Source organism: Streptomyces sp. NPDC005423 (assembly GCF_040606415.1).
Taxonomy (GTDB): domain Bacteria; phylum Actinomycetota; class Actinomycetes; order Streptomycetales; family Streptomycetaceae; genus Streptomyces.
Genome location: NZ_JBEXET010000004.1, coordinates 226,883 through 248,276 on the forward strand (window position 1 = coordinate 226,883; position 21,394 = coordinate 248,276).

Below are 21,394 nucleotides of genomic sequence, written 5' to 3' on the forward strand. Positions count from 1 at the left end.
CCGGGACGGCAAGCCCACGCCAAGGAGAACACCGTGATGTCCAAGTCGAGCATTCTCAGCACGCGCAGAGTCCTGGTCGCCACGGGGACGGTGCTGGCGCTGGCCGGTGCCGCCGCCTGCAGTTCGTCGGGCGACAGCGGGAGTTCGGGTTCGGCGGGCGGCGCCGCGCACAAGAAGGTCCGGCTGATCACCGGCGTGAAGAGCGACCCCTTCTACATCACCATGTCGTGTGCGGCGCAGACCGAGGCGAAGGCCAAGGGCATGGAGTTCGCCGCGGACGGCTCCGCGCAGTGGGACGTGTCGGTGCAGCGGCCCCTGCTCGACTCGGTGGCGGCGGCCCGGCCCGACGGGCTGCTGATCGCGCCGGTGGACACCAGCGCGCTGACCCCGTCGCTCAAGCAGATCCAGTCGGCGGGCACCAAGGTCGCGCTCGTGGACACCACGGTCACCGACCCCTCGATAGGCATCACCCGTATCTCCTCCGACAACGAGAAGGGCGGCCGGGTGGCCGCCGACGCGCTGGCCGAGCTGATGAACAAGAAGGGCTCGGCCATCGTCATCAGCGTCAAGCCGGGCGTCTCCACGACCGACGCCCGGATCAAGGGCTTCACCGAGGAGATGGCCAAGTACCCGGCCATCAAGGTGCTGCCCACCCTCTACGACAACGACCTGCCCGCCACCGCCGCCTCCCAGATCCAGTCGACCCTGGCGGCCCATCCCGACCTGGGAGGTGTCTTCGCGGGCAACACCAACACCGGGCAGGGCATCGCCACCGGTCTGAAGCAGGCCGGCAAGGAGGGCGCCGTGAAGGTCGCCGCCTTCGACGCCGAGCCCGACGAGATCGCCTCGCTGAAGGCGGGCGCCCTCCAGGTCCTGGTCGCCCAGGACCCGGCGGCGATCGGCCGGGAGGCCGTGGACCAGTTGGCCGCCGCGTTCGAGGGCAAGACGGTGCGGAAGTCGATCGGCACCAACATGGTCGCCATCACCAAGGACAACATGAACGAGCCCGCGGTGGCCAAGTACTTCTACAAGTCGGGCTGTTGAGTTTCCTCCGGTGACCGGTGGGCCCCACTCCTCCCCGTGGGGCCCACCTCCCGCCTCCCACCTCCCGCGGGCAGCGGGCGAGTTCGGTGCAGCGACGTCACGCGGGCGCTCAACTCCGCTTGCTGCTGGCGGAGTCGGAGAGATTCTCGCTGCTCCTGGCCGGCGCCGGCAGCACGACCGGCTCCGTCGCGTACGCCCGCTGCTCGCGGCGGAGCGGCAGGAACCGAGCGAGCAGGCGCCACGGGCCGCGGCCCCGGAGGAGGGCCAGGACGATGGCGGCGGCCACCGCGATCAGGTGCTCGCGGCCCGCGAGGTTGGGCTTGACGACGGACTCCCACACCATCGATCCGCTGGTGAGGGTGAAAAGCACCGGGGCGCGCCGCACGACGGCGAGGTAGGTGAAGAGGCCCACGACCGCGGCGGACGGGCCCGTGTCGAGGACGTGCCCGACGGCGGGCGGCAGACCGACGCCGTGGCAGCCGGGGCCCAGCGCGAGCATCACGCGGACCGTGAGGGTCCCGGCCAGGGTGGTCACGTAGGCGATGAGCAGGGTGCGGGCGCGGCCGAGGGAGAGCTCGGCGAGTGCGAACGCGAGGAACAGCTGGGTGATGCCGGCCCACACCGGCAGGTCGAGCGCCGGGACGTACAGCGACACCGGGGTCCGCAGCAGGGCGAGCCAGAGCGGGAGGTGGCCGGAGACGCCGCCGATGACCCGTACCACCACCGCGCCGGTGGGCCGCTGTGCCAGGGCGTGGAAGAAGATGACCCCGAAGGCGGCGACGAACGCCAGGGTGAGCCCGGACAGTCCGCGCCGCAGTAACTGCCGCAACGGATCGACGACGATGCCCTGCCACTCGCCGCGCAGAGTGCGCCGAGTGGCCGCGACCAGCCACCCGGGACGGACGTACGGCCGTCTTCGCGCGCCCTCGACCGGTCCGGACAGCGGCTGGTCCTCCACATCCCCGCGATACCGCTCGGCCCTCGCAAGCAACGGTCCCCAACTCCCCCAGCACCGCACAACAGTACGGATGGGAATCTAACCCCCCGGCCAGGTGAGCGAGCCCCCGGGGCGGGCGAGTCTGTGGGCCCGTTGTGCGCGGACAGCCGGCCCCGGGCGGGGTCGTCGCAGGTCGCGGGCGCTGCCCAGGGGGCGGATATTGAAGGTGGAGGCTTTCCCGGCGGTGGGCCGGCGTCTACAGGCAGCGGGTGGGACGGTGCGTACCTCGCGGGATCCGGACGGTGACTCCCCGGCCGACAGCCGGCCCCGGCCCTCGGCCGCGCTGAGCTGGTCCGTGGTGGTGCTCTCGCTCGTCGGGCTGACGGCCGTCCTGGCGGTAACCGGTGTCGTCCTGGGCCGGGAGACCCGGCCGGCGCCGTTCCTCGTCGTGGTGCCCGCGCTGATCGCCGGGCGGGGCACCGTACGGCAGACCGTCGTGGCCTCCGGCTGGGTGACGGCCGTCATCGCCGCCTCCTTGGTGGACACCCCGCTGAAGACCATGGGGGCCGACGCCGCGGTCGTCGTCTTCGCGCTGGTCTTCAACGGGCTCAGCGTGGCCCGGGCCGCACAGCGGATCCGCTCGCAGGGCGAGATCGCCCGGCTGCGCTCGGCGGCGGCGGCCCTCCAGCGGCAGATCCTGCGCCCGTTCCCGCTGATGACCGACGAGCTGCTGGTGCACGGGCTGTACCGGCCGGTGGAGGAGGACAGCCGGGTGGGCGGTGACCTCTACGAGGTGGTGGCCTCGCCGTACGGCAGCCGGGTGTTCATCGCGGACGTGCAGGGCAAGGGGCTCCAGGCGATCAGCGCGGCCTTCGCGGTGCTGAGCGCGTTCCGGGAGGCGGCCGTGGCCGAGCCGACGCTCACCGCCGTGGTCGACGCGCTGGAGGAGGCGGTGCTGCGGCACAACTCGTTCGCGGCGCAGACGGGCGACGGTGACCGGTTCGTGACGGCGCTGGTCCTGAACGTCGACGGCGAGGAGGAGGCGCAGGCGGTCAACTGCGGCCATGTGGCGCCCCTGCTGCTCCGGAACGGGCGGGTGGGGCGCGCTCTGCACGCCGACCCGTGCGTTCCGCTCGGCCTGGACGCGCTGGCCGCCGAGCCCCGTACCGTCGAGTGGTTCGGCTTCCCGGCGGACGGCACGCTGGTGCTCTGCACGGACGGCGTCACCGAGGCGCGGGATCCGTCCGGCGCCTTCTATCCCCTGGAGGAGCGTGCCGCCGGCTGGGGCGAGGTGCTGCCGAAGGACATCCCGGCGACCGTCTACCGGGACCTGCGCCGCCACACGGCGGACCGGTCCCGGGACGACACCGCGCTGCTGGTGCTGCGCCGAAGGGGCGGTCCCGTTCTCTGAGACCGCCCCCAACCGCCGTGGCGCGCACCGCCGTTCGGTTCCGAGGTCAGGCGCCCAGGGCCGACTGGACGACGGCCTTGGCCTCTTCCTGGACCTGGTGGAGGTGGTCCTCGCCGTGGAAGGACTCGGCGTAGATCTTGTAGACGTCCTCGGTCCCCGAAGGGCGGGCCGCGAACCAGGCGTTGGCGGTGGTCACCTTGATGCCGCCGATGGACGCGCCGTTGCCGGGCGCCTCGGTGAGCACGGCGGTGACGGGCTCCCCGGCGAGGGTGTCCGCGCCGACCTGGGCGGGCGAGAGCCTGCCGAGGAGCGCCTTCTCCTCGCGGGTGGCGGGGGCGTCGATGCGGGCGTACGCGGGGGCGCCGAAGCGGGCGGTCAGCGTGGCGTAGTGCTCGGAGGGGGTGCTGCCGGTGACCGCCGTGATCTCACTGGCGAGCAGGGCCAGGATGATGCCGTCCTTGTCGGTGGTCCACACCGAGCCGTCCCGGCGCAGGAAGGACGCGCCGGCCGACTCCTCGCCGCCGAACCCGAGCGAGCCGTCGACCAGTCCGTCCACGAACCACTTGAATCCGACGGGTACTTCGACCAGTGGCCGACCCAGGTCGGCGGCGACCCGGTCGATCATCCCGGACGAGACCAGCGTCTTGCCGATGCCCGCCTCCGGGGACCACCGCTCGCGGTGGGAGAAGAGGTAGGAGATCGCGGCGGCCAGGTAGTGGTTGGGGTTCATCAGACCCGCGTCGGGGGTGACGATGCCGTGCCGGTCGGCGTCCGCGTCGTTGCCGGTGGCGATCTGGAACCGGTCGCGCTGTCCGATCAGGGACGCCATCGCGTAGGGCGACGAGCAGTCCATCCGGATCTTGCCGTCCCAGTCGAGCGTCATGAACCGCCAGGTCGGGTCCGCGAGCGGATTGACCACGGTCAGGTCCAGCCGGTGCTCCTCGGCGATACGGCCCCAGTAGGCGACCGACGCCCCGCCCAGCGGATCGGCGCCGATGCGCACGCCGGCCGCGCGGACGGCGTCCAGGTCCAGGACGTTCGGCAGGTCGGCGACGTAGGCGCCGAGGAAGTCGTGGCGGCCGGTGCCGGGGGCGGCCAGCGCGCGGGCGTAGGGGATGCGGCGTACGTCCTTCAGCCCGCCGGCGATGATCTCGTTGGCCCGGTCCTGGATCCAGGAGGTGGCGTCGGAGCCGGCCGGGCCGCCGTTCGGCGGGTTGTACTTGAAGCCGCCGTCGGCGGGCGGGTTGTGCGACGGGGTGACGACGACGCCGTCCGCCAGTGCCGCGGACCGGCCCCGGTTGTGGGCGAGGATGGCGTGGGACACCGCCGGGGTGGGCGTGTAGCCGTCGGCGGTGTCGATCAGCACCGTCACGTCGTTGGCGGCGAACACCTCCAGCGCGGTCACCTTCGCGGGCTCCGACAGCGCGTGCGTGTCGGCGCCCAGGAAGAGGGGGCCGTCGGTGCCCTGGCCGCCCCGGTACTCGCAGATGGCCTGGCTGGTGGCGGCGATGTGGTCCTCGTTGAAGGCGGTCGCCAGCGACGAGCCCCGGTGCCCGGAGGTGCCGAACGCCACGCGCTGCCCCGGCTCGGCCGGGTCGGGGTGCAGCGCGTAGTACGCGGTGACCAGCCGGGCCACGTCGACGAGATCCTCCGGACGGGCCGGTTCGCCCGCTCGCTCGTGCTGCATGTGCCCGCTCCTCCGTGTCGGCCTGCTTCGCGTACGGCCCCATCTTCCCTTGTCAGGGCCGTGTTGTGCGAGTACACCGGCCGGGCCCGCGGGAAACCTGGGCGACGGCTGTCTGTCAGCGCCCCTGGTGGCCGGCCGGGGGCTTGCCGGTGTGCCTGTCCAGGCCCTTGAGGACCGCGCCCGCCATGGCCGCCTCGCCCTTGGCGTTGGGGTGCGCGGGGGCCGCCGGTGAGGCCGGCTGCAACGGCTCGATCCACCTGTCCGCCGGGGACTTGCACATGTCGTGGCCGACGGTGGGTCCGTAGGTGTCCACGTACTGGACGCCGTTGAGCTTGGCCACCAGCCGCAGCATCAGGTTGAGCCGCTTGCCGGTGTCCCGGAGATAGGGGAAGTCCTTCGCGGCGAACGGCACCGAGGGGAAGCAGCCGCTGCCGTCGTCGGGCAGCAGGTCGGGGTAGCCGACGACGACCACGCGCGCGTGCGGGGCCCGCTGGTGGATGGCGCGGAGCACTTTGGTGACCTTGGGCGCGGTCTGCAGGACCCGGACCGCGAGCTGGTCCACGCCCGACGAGGAGAAGTAGCGCTGGCAGGGGTTGCCGGTCAGGTCCGTGGTGCTGAGCTGGGCGCAGGTGCCGATGATGGAGCTGAACCCGATGTCGTTGCCGCCGATCTGGACCGTCACCAGGTCGGTGCCGCGTCGCACGGCGTTCAGCTGGGGGCCGTTGGTGCCCTGCGCCTTCCACATCTCGACGGTGGTCGCGCCGCTGCAACTCACGTCCTTGAACGCGCTCACCTTGCGCGCCGCCGCCACCAGGGAGGGGTAATTCTGGTCGGAGCGGGCGCAGTTGGCGTCCACCTGGGTGGGGATGTAGGGGCCCGAGGTGTAGGAGTCCCCGAGCGACACGTAGCTCGTGCCGTGCCCGTGGTCCGAGCCCCCGTCCGCGCCGTGCGCGGCCGCGGGTGCCGCCGAGGCGACGACGAGGGCGCAGCCGCTGACGGCCGCGGCCGCCGCGGCCCGACGACGGCGGGACACTGCGGTGGCGGGTTGCGTGGCACGGTTCATGAAGGTCCTCCCCCAGCTCCGGGACGGCACGGAGGGCGGACGCCCGGTGCGGTCCTCTCGCGTTCAACTGACCTTGTATACCTGTCGGTAAGTCGCGGGGGCCATAGCTGGGCGGCCAAGATTTCGGCAGCGGGCCGAGGTAGTCAACTCCCCCTTGGATCACGGCAGTCGACCGGGTCCCGGCCGTTCGGTGGCTGCGAAAGAGTTCGGCCGGATAGCTGGCCGGAAAGTGCCCGGCGCGCACGCGGGCACCGCCCGGCGGGTATCCCTCCCGCAGACGCCGAGGCACACGGGGTGGGGGGAGCTGGCCCTGGTGACGCGATGGGGGCGAGGGACCGAGCGACGGGACCTGATCCGTGCGCTGCGCGCGCAGGGACGCTACGGCCCGGGGCTGCGCGAGGTGCTGCCCGCCCTCGTCGCCGTCGTCATCGTCGTGTGCGGGACCGTGGCCGCTCTCGCGGCGGGTTATCGCCGCTACGGGGCCGGGGTGCTGGGGGGCGCGCTGGCGCTGTTCGCCGTCCTGGTCCCGGTCGCGGTGCGCCGGCACCGCCCGTCGGCCCGGCGGCGCCTGGGCTACTACACGCCCGAGGAGATCGCCGAGTTGGATGCCCAGGGGCTCGCCCTGGCCGTCTCACGGATGCTGCGCCGGGACGGCTGGCGGGCCCTCGCCCGGTCCGACACGCAGGGCCGCCCACGGGTCCGCGCGCGCGACGGTTCCGGTCACCGTCTGGAGGTGGCGTTCCGCCCGGTGGCCGAACCGCTGCCCGACGAGGAGCCGCCCGTCCGGTCCGCGCACCGGACCGGCACCGGTCCCCCGCTGCGTCTCGTGGTGCACCGCGGCACCTTCAGCGGGCGTGACGTCCAGTGGGCGCGGCGGCAGGGCGGCGTGCGGCTCATCGACGGTCCGCGGCTGCGGCGCTGGGCGCACGGCACTCCCCTGGACGAGCTGACCGACGCCCGCTGAATTTGGCGTCGGCGGGGGCGGGGCCGTGAGCGCGTGGTGGCAGGCGCGGGTGGGGGTCGTAGGCGCGTGGCCACAGGTGCGGCGTGTGCGAGGTCATAAGTACGCGGTCGTGGGCGCGGGGTCGTGGTGCGCGCGGGGTGCGGGGGCGAGCCGTGGGCGCGTGGCCCACGGCTCCGGGAACCCTCGTCAGCGGTTGACGCAGGTGTTGCCGAACGCGGGGTTGAGCAGCGCGATCACGTCGACCGAATTGCCGCACACGTTGACGGGTACGTCTACGGGGATCTGGATGACGTTGCCGGACAACACGCCCGGGCTGTTGGCCGCGACGCCGACCGGGTTGGGGTCCGCGCTCGCCGTACCGGCACACAACAGCAGGGCCGCACCGGTCAGACCGAGCACGGCCGTCAGACGATTCCGCATGGGTGACTCCTGTTCGTTCGCAGAGGCAGGTCACCCCACGCTGCGGCCGGTAGGGGTCTTCCCGACACTTTTCCGCCGCCGAACGGGGAGGTCGCCACCGTCCGGCTCACTCCGTCAGGCCGGCCGCGATCGTCGCCCCCAGTTCCCAACAGGCTTCCGTACCCGCCTTGTTGGGCTCGCCGGTCAGGGTCACCGGGTCTGCCGCGCGCCGCCAGCCGAGTCCCGTGGTGATCGACTCGACGGCGCGTACCGCTCCCGTCACGTCGTTGCCGCCGTGCACGTAGTAGCCGTAGGGCCGCCCGCGGGTCTCGTCCAGGCACGGGTAGTAGACCTGGTCGAAGAAGTGCTTGAGCGCGCCGGACACATAGCCGAGGTTGGCCGGCGTTCCGAGGAGATAGCCGTCGGCGGCCAGCACGTCCGAGGCCGTGGCGGAGAGGGCCGCGCGCCGCACGACCCGCACGTTCTCGATCTCCGGCGCGGTCGCCCCGGCGACGACGGCTTCCAGCATCGCCTGGCAGTGGGGCGAGGGGGTGTGGTGGACGATCAGCAAGGTGGGCACCGGGTGAACCTACGCCTCGTCGGCCACCGGCGGGCGCAGCCCTCGTCACCGTGCCCTCCTGGCCGGCCCGCGACCATGGCCGCTCAGCGCCGCGCTGGACGGCCCTACGAGCGTGCGCGCGCCGGCGGGCCGAGGGCGGGCCGCGCGTCACCGGGCGTCCCCGCGCTACGGGACCCCCGCTTCGAAGAGCACGTAGCCCGCGTACGAACCCGAGGCCACGGCCGCGATGCCCAGCAGCAGGCACAGCGTGGGCAGGCCGAGGCCGCGCAGCCGGACGGCGAGGGGGACGAAGAGGGGGAAGAGGGGGAGCAGATAGCGGGAGACGTTGCCGAATATCTGCTGGCTGCCCAGGACCAGGGCGAGGGTGAGGAGGGTGTAGACGGTCAGGACGGCCGGTGGGCGCAGCCGGATCAGGAGGGGGATCAGCAGCACGGCCAGCAGGACGACGGCGACCCCGATGATGTCCTCGAAGGGGTAGGCGAAGAGGTAGTCGAAGTGGCCGACGGCGATGGAGGAGAAGACGTCCACGGTGTGTTCGCCGTAGTCGAAGGTGTGCGCCCAGGCACCTTTCTGGAGGGCGAAGTAGCCGGCCAGGTTGCCCATCCTGTCGCCCACCCACAGGAGGTAGCCGACGAGTCCGAGCGGCGCCAGCAGGATCGCGGTCCAAAGGCGGGCGTGGTCCTCCTGGCGGCGGTGGAGGGCCAGCAGCGCGGCGACGGTGAGGGCCGCGACCAGTGCCGCGGCGGTGGGACGGTTGAGGCCGGAGGTGAAGGTGAGCACGCCGGCGGTGAGCCAGCGCTCGCTCATCACGGCGTGGCAGGCCCAGACGGCGAGGGCGACGTAGAGGGACTCCGAGTACGCCGACCACTCCATGCCGGAGCCGGGCCAGACGGCCCACAGTCCGGCGGCGGCCAGTCCGGCCCGGTGGCCGCCGAAGCGCGCGGTGACGGCGTGGATGCCGAGCGCCGCGACGAAGGAGGCGACGACCGAGACGAGCATTCCGGAGCCGTACAGGCCGAGCCCGGTGCAGGCGGAGACGAGTCGCATCGCCGCGGGGTAGAGCGGGAAGAACGCGGCCGAGTTGCCCTCGATGGTGATGAGCCCGGTGGCGCCGGGGACCGGAACGAGCGCGGGGTGGTAGCCGTGGGCGGCGATCTGCTGGTACCACCAGCCGTCCCAGGTGGCGAGGACGTCCCAGGCGTGGGCGCCGCCGCCGAAGCGCGGGTCCCTCTTCCTGAAGTCACCGGCCGAGTTCAGCAGGTACATGAAGACGCAGAAGCCGATGAGCTTCAGCGTGCCGTACAGCGCGAGTACGGGAGCGCAGCGTCCGGCCACGCGAGCCAGCCGGCCGCCGACGGCGTGCAGGCGCACGGGTATCGGGGGTGCGACGGCGGCGGGAGGAGTCAGGGTGGTGGTGTCGCTCATGCGCTCGGCTCTCCCGCCCCGCGGCGGCGGCCGGCGAACACCCAAGCGCGGAAGAGCAGGAAGCGCAGCAGGGTCGCGGCCAGGTTGGCGCCGAGGAGGACGCCGACTTCCGTGCCGCGTGCGGGAGTTGGGGCGAGGTGGTGGAGAAGGGCCAGTGCGCCGCTGGTGAGGGCGAGGCCGACCGTGAAGACCAGCAGGCCCTGGGCCTGGTGGCGCAGGGCGCCGGAGCGTCCGCGCAGCCCGAAGGTGAGCCGGCGGTTCGCGGCCGTGTTGGCGAGGGCGCAGGCCAGCAGCGCGAGCGCGTTGGCGCTCTGTCCGCCCGCCGCCGGCCGCAACGCCAGGTAGAGCAGCACGTATCCGAGGGAACTCGCCGCGCCCACGGCCGCGAAGCGCGCCAGTTGGCCGGCGAGGCCGCCCGTGGGTTCGCCGCCGGTCGCGCGGCGCAGTCCGGCCGGGGGCAGCGCGCCCCCGGCCAGGGCGCGGCCGATCCTGGCGATGCCGCGCAGGTCGGCCAGGGCCGTGGCCATGATGTCGACCCGGCTGTCCGGATCGTCCACCCAGTCGACGGGCACCTCGTGGATGCGCAGCCCGGCCCGCTCGGCGATCACCAGCAGTTCGGTGTCGAAGAACCAGCCGGAGTCCCGCACCAGGGGCAGCAGCCGCTCGGCCACATCGCGTCGCACCGCCTTGAATCCGCACTGCGCGTCGGAGAAGCCGACGGCGAGGGAGGACCTCAACAGGGCGTTGTAGCAACGGGAGATGACTTCCCGCTTCGGCCCGCGCACCACCCTGGCGCCACGCGCGAGGCGGGTGCCGATGGCCAGGTCGGAGTGGCCGGAGATCAGCGGCGCGACGAGGGGCAGCAGCGCCGCCAGGTCGGTCGACAGGTCCACGTCGACGTAGGCGAGCACCGGCGCCCGCGACCCCGACCAGGCCTCGCGCAGAGCCCGGCCGCGCCCCTTCTCGGCGAGCCGCAGCCAGTGCGTGCCGGGCAGTTCGGCGGCGAGGCGGGCGGCGATGCGCGGGGTGTCGTCGGTGCTGGCGTTGTCCGCGACGGTGATGCGGAACGGGTACGGGAAGGTGTCGCACAGATACGCGTGCAGCCTCCGTACGCTCGGTTCCAGGTCCGTCTCCTCGTTGTACACCGGGACGACGAGGTCCAGGACGGGGTCGTGGAGGTGGGCCGACACCGGTGTGCGGAGCGGCAGTTGACTCATCGGCATGGTCACGCTCTGTCCATGTTCGTGGTCCGTTTCAGGGCATGCCGAGGTCAGCCGTGGCAGCACTGCGGTCAGGGGATGCGGCGGGGCGGTGCGGGGAGGGGGCGCGGGCGCGGCTACCCCGGGTTCGCCGTGCCCGCGTACGCGGACGACGCGGAGGTCGGTGTCGCCGTGGCACCGGTCGGCGCGGCCGGGGTCGTGGGTGCGTCGGGGGTCCCGGTGCGGGTGGCGAGCGCACCTCCGGTCGTGGTCGTGGTCGTGCTCGGGTCCGTGGCCGTCGAGCTCGAACTCGTGGGTGGCGTGCTGGAGTCGGGGGGTTCGGAGTTCTGCTCGCCGGTCGCCGTGGGGGCTGTGGTGGGCGTACTGCCGGAGGTCGTGTCGGGCATCCGGGTGGGGCTCTCGGTGGGGGGCGCCGGACTCGCCGCGGGCCGGGGGAAGGGTGCCTGCGGTCTGTCGTCGACCGGTCCGTGCGGCAGCAGGAAGAAGCCGAGGCCGACCCCGGCGACGGCCAGCACGGAGCCGACCGCCCGCTGTACCGCGCGGGCCCGGCGCCGGGCCCGTACTCCGGACCGGAGACGGTTGCGGTGCCGCGGTTCGAAGGGGGTCGCCTCCCGGGTGTCGCGCATCATCCGCGCCAACTCCCGCTCGAAGTGGTCCATCAGCTCCCCTTCAGCCCACCGGCTCGATGACATCGGCCAGGATCCGGCGCAGCTTCGCCACGCCCCGCGACGCGTGGGACCGCGCCGTGCCCACCGGGCACCCCAGTACCTCCGCGACCTGTCTCTCGGGCAGGTCCTGGTAGTAGCGCAGCACCACCGCCGCCCGTTGCGCGGGCGGCAGTTGGGCGAGCGCCTCCTCCAGCCGCGAGCGCTCCACGACGGCGGCGGAGACATCGCCCACCTCGGCCCGGTCGGGCAGCTGCTCGACCGGGCGCTCGCCCCACCAGCGCCGGCGCGCCGAACGGGCCGCCGACCGGGCCAGGATCCTGCGGACGTACGCCTCAGGGGCCTCGTCCGCGATCTTCGGCCAGGCGAACCAGAGTTTGACCAGAGCTTCCTGGAGCAGATCCTCGGCCCGGTGCCGATCGCCTCCGACGAGCAGACGGGCGAGATGGAACAACGCCGACCAGCGGGCTGCCACGAACCCGTCGAACCCCTCGGCCCGACTCTGCTCCATCCGCACCGTCCCCGTTCGGCCAGCCCCTTACACACTGAGAAAGGCGCTGGACCCCCCGCTACGATGCACCCGACCCCTGTGATCCGGGTTACATCGCTTCACCGAGGCCGCTGCGTGAGTACCCGTACTCATGCCCTGGCCGCTCGGCCGGGTGACGATACCGGCCGGACCCGCGCCGGGCACGTCCCGGCAGACCAGGGAGTCGACCGCCCGTGCTCAGCGCCTTCGCCCATACCGTCGTCCCGCTCCTCGGCCGCCTGACGGTGACCACCGGGACGACGCCCACCGTCGCGCCCGGCAGCATCGTCGCGCCCAACCACTCCGCGTCCGCCGACCCCGGGCTCGTCCTGGCCGCGCTGCACAGGCTGGGCACCGAGCCGGTCGTCCTGGCGACCGCGGGGCTCTGGAAGATCCCGGTCCTGGGCCGGCACCTCACCCGGGAGGGGCACATCCCGGTCCACCGGGGCAGCCGGAACGCGGCGGGAGCGCTGGAACTGGCGGCCCGTGCCCTGGCCGCCGGCCGGGTCGTGGTGATCTACCCCGAGGGCGGCCTGCCCCGGCGCCGGGACTCGGGCGACAGCGGACCCGGCCCCTTCCGCAGCGGGCTGGCCCGCCTCGCGCTCGCCACCGGCGCGCCCGTCGTCCCGCTCGGCCATGCCGGAGCCCGCCGGATCGTCTCCGGCGGGCGGTGGAAACAGCTCGCCGGTGTCGCCACCGCGCCCCTGCGCCGACCCGACCTCCACGTCCACCTCGGCGTGCCGCTCCAGCTCACCGGAGACGTCTCCGACGCCACCGCCCAGGCCCGCGACGCCGTGACGGCCGCCTGGCGGGAGGCGGTCGACCGCCTCCCGACCGCCGCCAGGCCGGCCCCGCCGGTGTGAGGGACGGCCCGCCGCGGGACTTCACAGGCCGACGACGGTGTCCGGCGCCCTGATCTCGTATTCCAGCTCGATCTCCCGCCTGCCGCCGGGGGTCAGTTCGAGGCGGTGACGGACGATGCCTTCGGAATCGGGCCCTCGGCCGGGTTCCGGACGGGCGGACTCTCCGCGCAACAGGACCTCCACGGCGGCGACTTCGGAGACCGGGACCCGTTCGCACACCTCCAGGACCGACGCCGGGCCGTCGGTCCGCGCGTCGAGCCGGGAGACGAAGATCCGCACGCGCCGCGTGATGACCGTACGGTGGTTGAGGCCGGAGAGCCCCGCGCTCGTACGGGTCTCCTCCACATGGCGGACCACCCGGTAGGTGTCCTCGGTGCCGAAGGCCAGCCGGACCTCCTCGCCGCTGCCGGCGAAGGGCAGTTGACCGCGCCCCACGAAGCCGCTCTCCCGTACGACGTCCACCGGACCCGCGAGCAGCACGTGCCCCGAGAGGTTGGGGACGCGGGCCACCAGGGCGACCAGCGGCGACAGTTCGGGAGCACAGGTCAGTTCGGCGCGGCACTCGGCGGTGAACGTGCCGAGGTGTACGCGGTGCGGCCGGCCGTCGCCCGCCACGCCGACCGGCGCGGGGGCAGCGAGAACCCGTACCTCGCCGCCGTCGTGCAGTCCGGGCAGTTCCCCGAGGTCGCCGGCCCGGCCGGGGACCGGCTCGGAGTCGGCGCCGACCGTGTGGATCTCCTCCTCGCGCAGATCCACCTCCACCGTGCGCCGCTCCTCGGCGGAGCGGTCGCGCAGGACCAGGACGTCGTCGCGCAGGGCCGGGGGGTTCGCGGCGAGGGTGGGGCGGGCGGTGGAGAACGACAGGCGTACGTCCGCCCAGTCCTCGCCGGTGCGCTGCCACACGACGGCGTCGCTCTCCAGCCGGACGGACCGCCCGTCGGCGGCGAGCGTGGCCCGGTAGGCGGGACGCCACAGGGCGCAGGGCACCAGATGGGTCACGTGCAGGAGGGCGGGGCCCGCTTGTTCGGCTTCGACGACGACCTCGAAGACGGCCGTCAGTTCCTGCGGTTCCCGCTCGGTGTCGACCAACGCCCTTTGTGCCGAGGCCAGTTCGGCTTCGAGATCGCGGTGGCGGCGGTTCAGCGCACGCAGTTCCCGGCGGCTCGCGTCCGCGACGGAGCCGACCCGCTCCAGCCGGTCGGCCCAGCGGTCGGGGTCCGCGTCGCCCGCGCCGGCGCTCTCGGAGATGTCGCGGTACAGATCGGTCTTCGCCTGGGCGACGACGGCGAGACGGCTCTCCAGCCGCCGCCGCAGCAGTCGCGCGTCCCGGACCTCGTGTTCGAGCGCGTCCACCGCACGCCGGAGCCGGGAGACGTCCACCCCCGTCCCGCCCGGCGGGGCGGGTGTGTAGCGCCGGACGACCCGGGCGTCGATGACGCGGGCGCCGGTCGCTCCGCCGGTGCCGGCGGCGGTGATGTCGACGCGCAGGGAGCGGTCGACGGCCAGCGGGGTGACCGGTCCGAGGCGCAGTCGCCGCGTCCCGGCCCGGAGGGTGACGCGGGCCCGGCGTTCGACCTGGGCACGGTCCTCCATGCAGGTCACGGCGGTGACGGGCAGCGGCTCGGCGGCCGGGTCCTGCTCGATGATGGCTGTCGTGGTGTCGGTCATGGTGCTGAGACGTCCCTCCGGTTCCCGCCGACCAGTGCCTTGCCCGCGGGAACACGGATCGTGTGACCGCCCTTGAGGGTGACCGTCCGGCCGGGTTCCAGCTCCACGCGCCAGATCCGCGCCCCCTCCACATACCGCCCGCTGTCCTCGTCGGGCTCCGCGGGGGCCGTCCAGGGCGGGTGGGCCGGGTGCTCCTCGATGTGTACGTCCTTCTCCGTCGTCACCGGAATCCGCTCACGGACCTCCACGACCACCAAGTGGCCGAGGCGGTTGGCGAGTTCGACCTCGACGGTGTGGTCGAGGACGGTCGTACCGGAACGCAGTCCGGCGGTGGACTCGCGCAGCCGGCCGCGCCGGGCGACCCGCACGCTCTCGACGACGCCGATCCCCACGCGCCGCCGTTGTCCGGGGGCGAGCGCGGGCAGCGGCGCGGTAAGGACGAACTCGCCGTCGACGGTGACGTCGGCCGGTCCCGCCAGCAGCGGATACACGGAGGTGTTCGTCAACACGACCGTCCCGTAGACGAGTTGGTCCTCGACGGGGACACACACGTACTCCGTCGCCAGCCCCACCGGGATCTCGCACACGGCGACCGTGTGCCGGGCGCCGTCCGCCTCCACGTCGACGGGCGCGGCGGTGTCGAAGCGGTGCGCGAACGACCCGTCCGTCGGCGGCGTTCCGGCCGCGCGGGCGTCGTGTTCCGCCGGGGCCAGTACGGCGGCCCGGCGCCGGTACTCCGCCACCACGAGGTCGGGTTCGGCGTTCTCCCGCCCCAACTTGCCGCGCCGTGCGGGCTCTTCGGGCCCGGCCAGGACCAGCCGGGCGTAGTCGAGCAGCTCCTCGCCCGGCACGGGCGGCGCCGGAGTGGGCGGCGGCGGTGGCGGGGAGGCCGGGGCGGGGCCTGAAGGGGCGGAGGCCGCCATGGGGGCGGCCGGTGGTACGCCGCCGGCGACCGGGGCGTAGCCGCCGGCCATCGGGACCGAAGCGCCGAACTCCATGCCCGCGCTCCGCGCCCGGGCCCGGTGGGGCGAGCGCGGCTTCGGCGCTTCCTGGGGCGCGGAGCCGGCCAGGGGCAGGCCCGACACGGGCCGGGCGGCGGCCGCCGCGTCGTATCCGGCGAACAACTCCGCCAGTCCGGACGGGGGTTCGCGCCATCCCCCGCTCGGCGCCGGCTCGGTCTGACGCCTTCCGATGCGCAGCGAGCGCAGCTGCGGGATGTCCACGCCGCGCAGCAGGTCGGCGGTGGAGAGCCCCAGCCGTACGCCGGTCCAGTCCTCGCCGGTGCGCTGGGCCACGCCGGCCCGCAGCAGCAGCACGCCCTCGGCGCGGGTGCCGGTGTTGTTCAGGCGCAGCTGGTAGACCGGGGACCAGGTGGCCCCGGGGACGTGGTACTCGATCTCGACGTCGATCTCCGGGGCGGTTCCCGGGCCGGTCCCCGCGCCCGGCTCGGATCCGAGCTCCGAGCCGGTGCCGGAGTCGGCGGGTGCGTCGGGTGCCTGCCGCCCGGGGGCGCCCAGGTCGATGGTGAGCAGTGCGGTGGTGGATTCCCGAACTCGCGCGGCGGGCTCGGCGGTCGAGGACTGTTCGAGCCGGCGGGCGAGGACGTCGGTCTCGTGCTCGGCCCGCCGCAGCTCGTCCTCGGCGGTGCGCAGCCGCTCGTGCAGCATGGCCAGCCGGCTGTCCAAGAAGCCGGCCAGCGCCAGCAGGGACTCCACCGGCGTCCGGCGGGGCGGATCACCTCGTCGGGTCTGCGGTGCGGTGGCCCTCAGTCCGGCCAGTTCCTCGATGTCCGTCTGCAACTGCTCGCACTGGTCGCGCAGTTCACCGGCGCGGTCCTCGGCCTCCGTCAAGTCCACTCTGAGGCGCGGCAGTTCCGCGTCCGGTGCCACCTCCGCCGCCCTGGCGGCCCGTACGTCGGTGATCCGCAGGCCGGGCGGACCGGAGCGGATCCGGGCCCGCAGCGAGTGCTCGTAGAGGGTGACCGGCAGTCCCTCGACGCGCAGCCGGAGGGCGCCGGGGTGTCCGTCGTCGGCGGGCGGACGGTGGGCGGGGAGGGCGCAGCGTACCCGTCGGGTGCACAGTGCCCCGACGGAGTGCACCACGACGGACTCCAGCACCGATTCCGCACACCACTCCGGCTCCGTGCCGGTCTTCCGGGCGGTCGCTTCGTCCATGGATCCCCCTCGCGGCGCTCGCACCTCTTCGCTGCGCGAACGATAGCCGCCCGGCGGTACGTCGAGACCGGCGGCCGGGGCTTCGCCGGCGTGTGCCGAGCTGTCCTGGTTGTCGCGTTGTGTCGCGTTGCCGCGAACCAGAACGTCCAGGCCGGCCCTGGCGGGCCGACCTGGACGTCGGGGTCGTACGGCGGTACTAGACCAGGTCGAACCGGTCCAGGTTCATGACCTTGTCCCACGCGGCGACGAAGTCCTTGACGAACTTCTCCTTCGCGTCGTCGCTCGCGTACACCTCGGCGACGGCGCGCAGCTCCGAGTTGGAGGCGAAGACGAGGTCGGCGCGGGTGCCGGTCCACTTGACCGCGCCCGTGGCGTCGTCACGGGCCTCGAAGGTGCTGGCGTCGCCGGCGGTCGGCGTCCACGTCGTGCCCAGGTCGAGCAGGTTGACGTAGAAGTCGTTGGTCAGCGTGCCGGGGTTGTCGGTGAGGACACCGAGCGCGGACTGCTGGTGGGTGGCGCCCAGGACGCGCAGGCCGCCGACGAGGACGGTCAGCTCGGGGGCGCTCAGGGTGAGCAGGTTGGCGCGGTCGAGCAGCAGGTACTCGGCCGGCAGGCGGTTGCCCTTGCCGAGGTAGTTGCGGAAACCGTCGGCGGTGGGCTCCAGCGCGGCGAAGGACTCCGCGTCGGTGTGCTCGTCCGTGGCGTCGACACGGCCCGGGGTGAAGGGCACCACGATGTCGTGACCGGCGTCCTTGGCGGCCTTCTCCACGGCGGCGCTGCCACCGAGGACGATCAGGTCGGCCAGAGAGACCTTCTTGGCGCCGGAGTTGAACTCCGCCTGGATGCCTTCCAGGACACGCAGCACCTGCGCGAGCTGGTCGGGGTCGTTGGCCTCCCAGCCGCGCTGCGGCTCAAGACGCACGCGGGCGCCGTTGGCACCGCCGCGCTTGTCGCTGGCACGGAAGGTGGAGGCCGACGCCCAGGCGGCGGAGACCAGTTGGGAGACGGTCAGGTCCGAGGCGAGGATCTTCGCCTTGAGCGCGGTGACGTCCTCGCCGCCAAGGGGCTCGCCCTCGGCCTGCGGCAGCGGGTCCTGCCACAGCAGGGTCTCCGCCGGGACCTCGGGGCCGAGGTAGAGGGACTTCGGGCCCATGTCGCGGTGGGTGAGCTTGAACCAGGCGCGGGCGAAGGCGTCGGCGAACTCCGCGGGGTTCTCGTGGAAGCGGCGGGAGATCGGCTCGTAGATCGGGTCGACGCGCAGCGCGAGGTCCGTGGTGAGCATCGTGGGCAGGTGCTTCTTCGACGGGTCGTGCGCGTCGGGGATGGTCGCCTCGGCGTCCTTCGCCACCCACTGGTTGGCGCCGGCGGGGCTCTGGGTCAGCTCCCACTCGTAGCGGAAGAGGTTATCGAAGAACCCGTTGCCCCACTGGGTGGGCGTGCTGGTCCAGGTGACCTCCAGGCCGGAGGTGATCGTGTCGCCGCCCTTGCCGGTGCCGAAGGTGTTCTTCCAGCCGAGGCCCTGCGACTCGATCGAGGCGGCCTCGGGGTCGTCGCCGACGTTGTCCGCGGGGCCCGCGCCGTGGGTCTTGCCGAAGGTGTGACCGCCCGCGATCAGGGCGACCGTCTCCTCGTCGTTCATCGCCATGCGACGGAAGGTCTCACGGATGTCGCGGGCCGCGGCGAGCGGGTCCGGGTTGCCGTTGGGGCCCTCGGGGTTGACGTAGATGAGGCCCATCTGGACGGCGCCGAGCGGGCTCTCCAGCTCGCGGTCGCCGGTGTAGCGCTGGTCGTCGAGCCACGTGGTCTCGGGACCCCAGTACACGTCCTCCTCGGGCTCCCACACGTCCTCGCGACCGCCGCCGAAGCCGAAGGTCTCGAAGCCCATCTGCTCCAGGGCCACGTTGCCGGTGAGGATCAGCAGGTCGGCCCAGGAGATGCTCTGGCCGTACTTCTTCTTCACGGGCCACAGCAGCCGGCGGGCCTTGTCGAGGTTGACGTTGTCCGGCCAGCTGTTGAGCGGCGCGAAGCGCTGCTGACCGGCACCGGCGCCGCCACGGCCGTCGCTGATGCGGTAGGTGCCGGCGCTGTGCCAGGCCATCCGGACCATGAGCGGACCGTAGTTGTCGAAGTCGGCCGGCCACCAGTCCTGCGAGGTGGTCAGCACCTCGGCGATGTCCTGCTTGACGGCGGCGAGGTCGACGTTCTTGAACGCCTCGGCATAGTCGAAGCCCTCGCCCAGCGGGTTCGCGACCGCCGGGTTCTTGGCGAGGATCTTCACGTTGAGGCGGTCCGGCCACCACTGGCGGTTTCCGCCGCCCTGCGTCGGGTGCGCGGCCCGTCCGTGGGCGACGGGGCAGCCGCCTCCGGTCTCCTCGGCCTTGGCGTCCGTGACGATCGCATCGTGGTTCTCGGTCATAAAAGTCCTTCCGAACAGGGGTGATCGCAATTGCTCAGGCACTGAGAGCGGTGGTGCAGGCGGGGCACAGGCCCCAGTAGATGACCTCGGCCTCGTCGATCGAGAAGCCGTGGCTCTCCGAAGCCGTCAGACAGGGGGCGTCGCCGACCGCGCAGTCGACGTCGGCGACGACACCGCACGTGCGGCACATGACGTGGTGGTGGTTGTCGCCCACCCGGCCCTCGAAGCGGGCCGGGCTCCCGGCCGGTTCGATGCGGCGGACGAGTCCGGCCGCGGTGAGCGCGTGCAGCGCGTCGTAGACGGCTTGCAGCGAGATGTGGCCTACGCGATCCCGGACCCCGGTGGCGATCGCCTCGACTCCGAGGTGGTCACCGCCCCGGACGGTCTCCAGGAGCGCGACGCGGGCTGCCGTCACCCGCAGGCCGGCACCGCGCAGCTCCTCGGCGGTGGTCGGTGGCGGGGAAGCGGTCATGCGGCTCAACCTACAGGCATAAACACGAATGATTCAAGAAAACGCACCGTTCAAGTTTGATGAACCGCCGTCCGCGCCCTGCGAACCTGCCTCCGGGAGCCGGCCGCGGAGCGCCGGGACGGCACGACGAAAGCGCCCCCGCCGGAGTCGGCGGAGGCGCGGGGGCGACCCGATCCTGCGGGGAGAAGACCAGGTCAGCCGGGCAGCAGATAGCGGGTCAGCCGGGAGCGGGCCCGGTCGGGGCTGATGCCGAGGGCCCTGCCGATCGTCTCCCAGGACAGGTCGTCGGCCTGCGCGGCGAGCGCGGCGTCCCTGCCGACATGACCGGTCAGCCGCTCCAGCACGGCCACCGCCTTCAGTGCGGCGACCGGCGCCCGCTCGGCGAACACGGTCAGCTGTTCCTCCAGCCGGACCAGCAGATCGGCCAGGTCGTCCGGGAGCGGCACCGTCCGGCGCTCGACGGCGCGGATGTGCTCCCACCAGTCGTCGTGGGCGAGGGCGGCGTCCGGGCCGTCCAGGTGTCCGTCGGCCACCCGCTCCCAGTCGACGGGACGGCTCTCACCGCGCCAGCCGCAGGCACACGCGGCCCGGCAGGCAACCGCCTTCGGGCGCCGCGTCAGGCCGTCGTACGCCCACCACTCACGGGTCTCCGGAGCGGCGGTGCCGTCGTCGGCGTCCGGACGGACGGGCTTGGGTTCGCTGCCGTCGGCGAGCACCGCGCCCACGCTGCCCTCATGGGACTCCCCGAACTCCTCGCTGCGCCACACCACGACTCCCCCTCGCCCTCCGCCGGTCGAGCGCACGCCCCGATCCTCGTCCGGCGGGGCGCGCCGGGCAAGAGCGCAAGGGAGGCGCACGGTGCCGCCGCAGACCCCCGGAAACGCCGAATCCCGCCGGCCGCCCCCGGTGTGCGACCGGTGGGCGGAACGGCGGGACCGAAGTGGAGAAGTGAAAAAGGGGTGGAACGCGGGGAAGCGGTGGATCAGGCGACCGACGGGTCCAGCAGACCGGCCCGCAGGCGCTTCAGCAGACGGCTGATCAGCCGGGAGACGTGCATCTGGGAGATGCCGAGCTCCTCGCCGATCTGGGCCTGGGTGCGCTCCTCGACATAGCGCATGTGGATGATCATGCGCTCGCGGTCGTCGAGTTCGGCGAGCAGGGGGGCGAGCGAGTTGAAGTCCTCGACCAGCTCCAGCGCCCGGTCGTCCTCGCCGATGAAATCGGCCAGCACGGTCTCGCTGTCGCCGCCGTCGTCCGAGGTGAGCGCCGCGTCCAGCGAGGTGGAGGTGTAGCCGTTGGAGGCCTTGCGGGCCTCGATGACCTCCTCCTCGGAGAGGCACATCAGCTCGGACAGCTCGCGCGTGGTGGGGGTGCGCCCGATCCGGGAGCGCAACTCCTCGGTGGCCTTGGCGAGTTCGACGCGGGCTTCCTGCAGACGCCGGGGCACGTGCACGGCCCAGCTGGTGTCGCGGAAGAACCGCTTGATCTCACCGACGATGTAGGGAACGGCGAAGGAGGTGAACTCGACCTCGCGGGTCAGCTCGAACCGGTCGATCGCCTTGATGAGCCCGATCGTCCCGACCTGGATGATGTCCTCCATCTCGCTGTTGCTACGGCTGCGGAAACGGGCCGCCGCGTAGCGCACGAGGGAGAGGTTCATCTCGATCAGGGTGTTCCGGACGTACTGGTACTCGTGCGTGCCCTCGTCGAGCGAGGCCAGCCGGTCGAAGAACTGGCGCGACAGCTCCCGCGCGTTCTTCGGGCTCACCTTCGACGGCTCCACGATCAGCGGAAGAGGCTCCTCCGCCGCCACCCGCTGCCCTGCCGTGGCCGCTGCCTCCACTGCCGTCACGGCTGCCATATCGCCCACCCCAATC

At 73.0% G+C, this 21,394-nt stretch carries 19 protein-coding genes; 4 read left to right on the forward strand and 15 right to left on the reverse strand.

Annotated elements, in window-relative coordinates; genetic code table 11:
• Positions 1–36 precede the first annotated feature (36 nt).
• Positions 37–1,044, forward strand: a complete 1,008-nt coding sequence (locus tag ABZT12_RS08885) for an ABC transporter substrate-binding protein (RefSeq protein WP_356379648.1) — start codon at positions 37–39, stop codon at positions 1,042–1,044.
• Between the two features lie 109 nt (positions 1,045–1,153).
• Here the strand turns inward: ABZT12_RS08885 and ABZT12_RS08890 are convergent, their stop codons facing one another.
• On the reverse strand, positions 1,154–1,933 hold the full coding sequence (locus tag ABZT12_RS08890; RefSeq protein ID WP_356379733.1) for a hypothetical protein: 780 nt from the start codon (positions 1,931–1,933) through the stop codon (positions 1,154–1,156).
• A gap of 325 nt (positions 1,934–2,258) precedes the next feature.
• On the opposite strand from ABZT12_RS08890, the gene ABZT12_RS08895 reads away from it, so the two are divergent.
• The gene (locus ABZT12_RS08895; protein WP_356379651.1) at positions 2,259–3,392 is read left to right on the forward strand and encodes a PP2C family protein-serine/threonine phosphatase; all 1,134 of its coding nucleotides are present in this window, start codon (positions 2,259–2,261) and stop codon (positions 3,390–3,392) included.
• A gap of 46 nt (positions 3,393–3,438) precedes the next feature.
• Here the strand turns inward: ABZT12_RS08895 and pgm are convergent, their stop codons facing one another.
• Together pgm and ABZT12_RS08905 are read right to left on the reverse strand one after the other, a co-directional pair.
• Positions 3,439–5,079 (reverse strand): phosphoglucomutase (alpha-D-glucose-1,6-bisphosphate-dependent), encoded by a 1,641-nt coding sequence (pgm, locus tag ABZT12_RS08900; RefSeq protein WP_356379654.1) that lies wholly within the window; start codon positions 5,077–5,079, stop codon positions 3,439–3,441.
• A gap of 115 nt (positions 5,080–5,194) precedes the next feature.
• Positions 5,195–6,142 (reverse strand): SGNH/GDSL hydrolase family protein, encoded by a 948-nt coding sequence (locus ABZT12_RS08905; RefSeq protein ID WP_356379657.1) that lies wholly within the window; start codon positions 6,140–6,142, stop codon positions 5,195–5,197.
• Between the two features lie 313 nt (positions 6,143–6,455).
• On the opposite strand from ABZT12_RS08905, the gene ABZT12_RS08910 reads away from it, so the two are divergent.
• A complete protein-coding gene (locus ABZT12_RS08910) occupies positions 6,456–7,106 on the forward strand; it encodes a hypothetical protein (RefSeq protein ID WP_356379660.1) in 651 nt (216 codons plus the stop codon).
• 186 nt (positions 7,107–7,292) lie between these two features.
• Here the strand turns inward: ABZT12_RS08910 and ABZT12_RS08915 are convergent, their stop codons facing one another.
• The 6 genes from ABZT12_RS08915 to ABZT12_RS08940 all read right to left on the reverse strand — a co-directional run bounded on the left by ABZT12_RS08915 (position 7,293) and on the right by ABZT12_RS08940 (position 11,906).
• On the reverse strand, positions 7,293–7,526 hold the full coding sequence (locus ABZT12_RS08915; protein WP_356379662.1) for a chaplin: 234 nt from the start codon (positions 7,524–7,526) through the stop codon (positions 7,293–7,295).
• Between the two features lie 106 nt (positions 7,527–7,632).
• Entirely contained in the window at positions 7,633–8,085 is a 453-nt protein-coding gene (locus ABZT12_RS08920) for an NAD(P)H-dependent oxidoreductase (RefSeq protein ID WP_356379665.1), read from the reverse strand.
• Positions 8,086–8,250: 165 nt separating this feature from the next.
• Entirely contained in the window at positions 8,251–9,510 is a 1,260-nt protein-coding gene (locus tag ABZT12_RS08925) for a hypothetical protein (RefSeq protein ID WP_356379668.1), read from the reverse strand.
• Positions 9,507–10,727 (reverse strand): glycosyltransferase, encoded by a 1,221-nt coding sequence (locus ABZT12_RS08930; protein WP_356379736.1) that lies wholly within the window; start codon positions 10,725–10,727, stop codon positions 9,507–9,509. The genes ABZT12_RS08925 and ABZT12_RS08930 overlap by 4 nt, the downstream gene beginning before the upstream one ends.
• Before the next feature lie 119 nt (positions 10,728–10,846).
• On the reverse strand, positions 10,847–11,389 hold the full coding sequence (locus ABZT12_RS08935; RefSeq protein ID WP_356379671.1) for a hypothetical protein: 543 nt from the start codon (positions 11,387–11,389) through the stop codon (positions 10,847–10,849).
• 10 nt (positions 11,390–11,399) lie between these two features.
• Complete coding sequence (locus ABZT12_RS08940; RefSeq protein ID WP_356379674.1) at positions 11,400–11,906, reverse strand: SigE family RNA polymerase sigma factor; 507 nt, start codon at positions 11,904–11,906, stop codon at positions 11,400–11,402.
• Between the two features lie 212 nt (positions 11,907–12,118).
• On the opposite strand from ABZT12_RS08940, the gene ABZT12_RS08945 reads away from it, so the two are divergent.
• The gene (locus ABZT12_RS08945) at positions 12,119–12,787 is read left to right on the forward strand and encodes a lysophospholipid acyltransferase family protein (protein WP_356379676.1); all 669 of its coding nucleotides are present in this window, start codon (positions 12,119–12,121) and stop codon (positions 12,785–12,787) included.
• Between the two features lie 21 nt (positions 12,788–12,808).
• Here ABZT12_RS08945 and ABZT12_RS08950 read toward each other — a convergent pair whose 3' ends face one another.
• The 6 genes from ABZT12_RS08950 to ABZT12_RS08975 form a co-directional block, all read right to left on the reverse strand.
• A complete protein-coding gene (locus tag ABZT12_RS08950) occupies positions 12,809–14,455 on the reverse strand; it encodes a DUF4139 domain-containing protein (protein ID WP_356379678.1) in 1,647 nt (548 codons plus the stop codon).
• Positions 14,452–16,629: a DUF4139 domain-containing protein gene (locus ABZT12_RS08955; RefSeq protein WP_356379680.1), complete on the reverse strand. Its 2,178-nt coding sequence runs from the start codon at positions 16,627–16,629 to the stop codon at positions 14,452–14,454. Before ABZT12_RS08955 ends, ABZT12_RS08950 begins: the two co-directional genes overlap by 4 nt.
• A gap of 196 nt (positions 16,630–16,825) precedes the next feature.
• Entirely contained in the window at positions 16,826–19,045 is a 2,220-nt protein-coding gene (gene katG / locus ABZT12_RS08960) for a catalase/peroxidase HPI (RefSeq protein WP_356379683.1), read from the reverse strand.
• Positions 19,046–19,079: 34 nt separating this feature from the next.
• Positions 19,080–19,517 carry a Fur family transcriptional regulator gene (locus ABZT12_RS08965; protein WP_356379686.1) on the reverse strand — a complete coding sequence of 146 codons (438 nt, stop codon included), beginning with the start codon at positions 19,515–19,517 and terminating at the stop codon, positions 19,080–19,082.
• A 194-nt stretch (positions 19,518–19,711) separates the two neighbouring features.
• Positions 19,712–20,287 (reverse strand): hypothetical protein, encoded by a 576-nt coding sequence (locus ABZT12_RS08970; protein WP_356379689.1) that lies wholly within the window; start codon positions 20,285–20,287, stop codon positions 19,712–19,714.
• 212 nt (positions 20,288–20,499) lie between these two features.
• On the reverse strand, positions 20,500–21,378 hold the full coding sequence (locus ABZT12_RS08975) for an RNA polymerase sigma factor SigF (RefSeq protein ID WP_356379692.1): 879 nt from the start codon (positions 21,376–21,378) through the stop codon (positions 20,500–20,502).
• Positions 21,379–21,394: the final 16 nt, after the last annotated feature.

Excerpts from the sequence above, each read along its gene's own strand:
- ABZT12_RS08885 (WP_356379648.1), top strand. The coding sequence starts at position 37 with ATGTCCAAGTCGAGCATTCTCAGCACGCGCAGAGTCCTGGTCGCCACG.
- pgm (WP_356379654.1), bottom strand. The coding sequence starts at position 5,079 with ATGCAGCACGAGCGAGCGGGCGAACCGGCCCGTCCGGAGGATCTCGTC.
- ABZT12_RS08905 (WP_356379657.1), bottom strand. The coding sequence starts at position 6,142 with ATGAACCGTGCCACGCAACCCGCCACCGCAGTGTCCCGCCGTCGTCGG.
- ABZT12_RS08915 (WP_356379662.1), bottom strand. The coding sequence starts at position 7,526 with ATGCGGAATCGTCTGACGGCCGTGCTCGGTCTGACCGGTGCGGCCCTG.
- ABZT12_RS08925 (WP_356379668.1), bottom strand. The coding sequence starts at position 9,510 with ATGAGCGACACCACCACCCTGACTCCTCCCGCCGCCGTCGCACCCCCG.
- ABZT12_RS08930 (WP_356379736.1), bottom strand. The coding sequence starts at position 10,727 with ATGAGTCAACTGCCGCTCCGCACACCGGTGTCGGCCCACCTCCACGAC.
- ABZT12_RS08935 (WP_356379671.1), bottom strand. The coding sequence starts at position 11,389 with ATGGACCACTTCGAGCGGGAGTTGGCGCGGATGATGCGCGACACCCGG.
- ABZT12_RS08940 (WP_356379674.1), bottom strand. The coding sequence starts at position 11,906 with ATGGAGCAGAGTCGGGCCGAGGGGTTCGACGGGTTCGTGGCAGCCCGC.
- ABZT12_RS08950 (WP_356379678.1), bottom strand. The coding sequence starts at position 14,455 with ATGACCGACACCACGACAGCCATCATCGAGCAGGACCCGGCCGCCGAG.
- ABZT12_RS08955 (WP_356379680.1), bottom strand. The coding sequence starts at position 16,629 with ATGGACGAAGCGACCGCCCGGAAGACCGGCACGGAGCCGGAGTGGTGT.
- katG (WP_356379683.1), bottom strand. The coding sequence starts at position 19,045 with ATGACCGAGAACCACGATGCGATCGTCACGGACGCCAAGGCCGAGGAG.
- ABZT12_RS08965 (WP_356379686.1), bottom strand. The coding sequence starts at position 19,517 with ATGACCGCTTCCCCGCCACCGACCACCGCCGAGGAGCTGCGCGGTGCC.
- ABZT12_RS08975 (WP_356379692.1), bottom strand. The coding sequence starts at position 21,378 with ATGGCAGCCGTGACGGCAGTGGAGGCAGCGGCCACGGCAGGGCAGCGG.